Origin of the sequence: Flavobacterium caeni (genome assembly GCF_900101895.1) — a bacterium.
GTDB lineage: Bacteria > Bacteroidota > Bacteroidia > Flavobacteriales > Flavobacteriaceae > Flavobacterium > Flavobacterium caeni.
Map to the genome: position 1 here is coordinate 8,760 of NZ_FMVF01000028.1, position 2,765 is coordinate 11,524.

3 protein-coding genes are annotated in these 2,765 nt (G+C 35.1%); all 3 read left to right on the plus strand.

The genetic code is table 11. The features are described from left to right. A partial coding sequence (locus tag BLP55_RS15690; RefSeq protein ID WP_211516842.1) for an SRPBCC domain-containing protein occupies positions 1–217 on the plus strand: 217 nt, incomplete at its 5' end. Positions 218–292: 75 nt separating this feature from the next. Continuing rightward, positions 293–1,042, plus strand: coding sequence for a hypothetical protein (locus BLP55_RS15695; protein WP_091146988.1), 750 nt, complete (start codon positions 293–295; stop codon positions 1,040–1,042). Between the two features lie 913 nt (positions 1,043–1,955). Continuing rightward, entirely contained in the window at positions 1,956–2,516 is a 561-nt protein-coding gene (locus tag BLP55_RS15705) for a hypothetical protein (protein ID WP_091146992.1), read from the plus strand. Positions 2,517–2,765: the final 249 nt, after the last annotated feature.

Sequence of the window (2,765 nt, forward strand, 5' to 3'; positions counted from 1 at the left end):
ACCCAACAAGAAACTTTCTTATACTTATTTGAGTAGTTGGAGTGGATTGGATGATAAACCCGAAAATTACCTATTAGTTTCTTATGAAGTAACTCAAACAAAAGGCGGAACAGAATTGATTATCACGCAATCAAACTATGATGAAGAAAAAGCAAAACATTCTTCTGAAAATTGGGCAGTAGTAATTGACGGATTAAGGAAACTTGTAGAAAAGTAAACAACGACCCGCTAACACTGCATTTACGCAAGAGCTGGTTTTGAGTAATTTGAGCGTTTGTCCAAACCAAGAAAGTTGTATCTTGGCAGACAGAACTCTGCTCCTATTTCCGCTCCTGCGCAAATGCAGGGAACGTTGGCTGCAATAGCAAGAGAACCGCATAAAAAATCTTCCATGAAAAAATATTACGTTTTAGAAGTTAGTGATGAAAGTGCAGCTGAATTTCCTGATGGCTATAATTATAATGATAAACATTCTTCATCCGCATTAAGAAGTTATATTCATGAAAATAGAGACTTTCCATCATTTATTCCCAAATTATCACAAACAATTTATGACGATCCAGAATTTAATAAATTGAATGATTTCATATTTGGTCCAATTGAAAAATTCTGTGTTTCGAGAAGAGTTAAAGAAGTTTTAGAACAATTCAATTTGCCAAAACATAAGTTTTATCCTGTTGATGTATTTATGCCAACAAAGTTTCTTGGAATTATTAAAACTCAAAAAAAAGTAAACGCACAATACTTTGCTTTTAATTTTGATTTTTTCTACATCACTAATAATGAGCATTGGATTAATTATGAGAAGACCGAACTCAAAAAAGATCATTTAGGAATTAATCAAACTGAACATATCTTTTTAAACAAAAATTTTGACAAAAGCTTAGACTTTTTTGAGCTTAGATATTCTTGGATGACTTATGTTTCAGAAGAATTGATGAATAAATTGATTGAAATTGGAGCAACTGGATTAATGTTTTCCGAGATAAATGAACGACAATATAAAGTAAAACGACCAAATCCAAAAATAACTTGGGAGTAAGCCACTGCAGCCAACCGCCGTTTCAAGCAATTGCCGCGTTTTCAGTAAGTTGAACGTTTGGTTTTCACGAAGATTGTTTTATCTTCACCGAGCGAACTCGGCTCCGCATTGATCGGCAACTGCGTGAAGCGGCCTAACGTTACATGACAGCGCCGAGGAAAACCGGAAGATCGTCGTGCAGAATTAACTTCACCAGCCAATCTTTATCGTTAATTTTCATATGATTTTCTTTGAGCTGAATTTTAATTGTAGAGCCTAAAATTTCCACATGATTTCCGTTGCGCTGAGTTCAAAAATATATTTGCGGAGCCTAAGATTTCCATATGATTTCCTTTGCGCTGAGTTTAAAAAATACATTACTGAGCCTAAAATTTCCATATGATTTCCGTTGCGCTGAGTTTAAAAATATATTTGCGGAGCCTAAGATTTCCATATGATTTCCTTTGCGCTGAGTTTAAAAAATACATTTACTGAGCCTAAAATTTCCATATGATTTCCGTTGCGCTGAGTTTTAAAAACATATTTGCAGAGCCTAAGATTTCCATATGATTCCGTTGCGCTGAGTTTTAAAAATACATTCACTGAGCCTAAAATTTCCATATGATTTCCGTTGCGCTGAGTTTTAAAAACATATTTGCAGAGCCTAAGATTTCCATATGATTCTCGATGCGCTGAGTTCATTCAAATGAAAATCTTTAATCGAATGACTCAATTTCAGCGGTTGGCGCCGTCCATGTAACAGCGCATTTACGTGATCGCTTGTTTTCGGTGGCCGGAAGGTTTCAGTTTCACGAACTTTGTTTATCTTCGGCAGACAGAACTCGGTTCGCTCTGACGCGACCACGCAAATGCGCGAAACGTTGTGTGCCATTTATAGAAATCCGCAACTAAATATACATTTAAAAAACCAAAAATGAAAAGAATAAACTTTCTGATAGCTTTCATATTGCTTTCAAATTTGGCTTTTAGTCAATCCCAAACAACCACAAAATCTGGCAAGACTTCTATACCAACTCATAAAGGATGGAGAAACTTATCGTGGGATAGCACGGAAACCGACGTAAAACAGAAATATGGAAACGAACTAACGATTTTGCAAACTGTTGGTAAATATGGTGCAAACGGAGAATGGTATTGTCCTTTTCAAATTGACAATTATGAACTTGGCTATGTTAATTTTACTGTTTCTTTTCTTTTTGACGAAAAGACAAAGAAATTGGCTCAAATCAATGTAACGAAAGAAGATCCAATAGATATGATGGGCACGATACAAGAATTAGAAGTGAGTCTTACTGAAAAATATGGAAAGCCCTCCATAAAATTAGAAACACCGAAATATATTGCAAAATGGTCATTTCCTGAATTGGATATTAAACTATCGTATCTCGACATTAAAAGTTTAGAAAAGCAACTTTACAAGTCAATCGTCTTAACTTATCAAAAACCGCGAAAGTCAAACTTAGACAAATTTTAAAAACGCTCGAACAGAGATAATGATTGAACGGCACACAACAGCCTTTTTACGCAAGAGCTGGTATTTAGTAAGTTGGAACATTTTTCAAACCAAGAAAGTTCTATCTTAGCAGAGAATACTCTGCTCCTATTTCCGCTCCTGCGCAAATAGGCGAAACGTTGGGCGACATTTTGGAAGTTATTCGTTAAATCGAACAATATGAAAACTATACTTTCGGTAATTTTATTTTCCATTATAATTCAAAGCTCT

What these genes read in the sequence shown, in the direction of transcription:
- BLP55_RS15705 (WP_091146992.1), top strand. Translation starts at nt 1,956, where the DNA reads ATGAAAAGAATAAACTTTCTGATAGCTTTCATATTGCTTTCAAATTTG.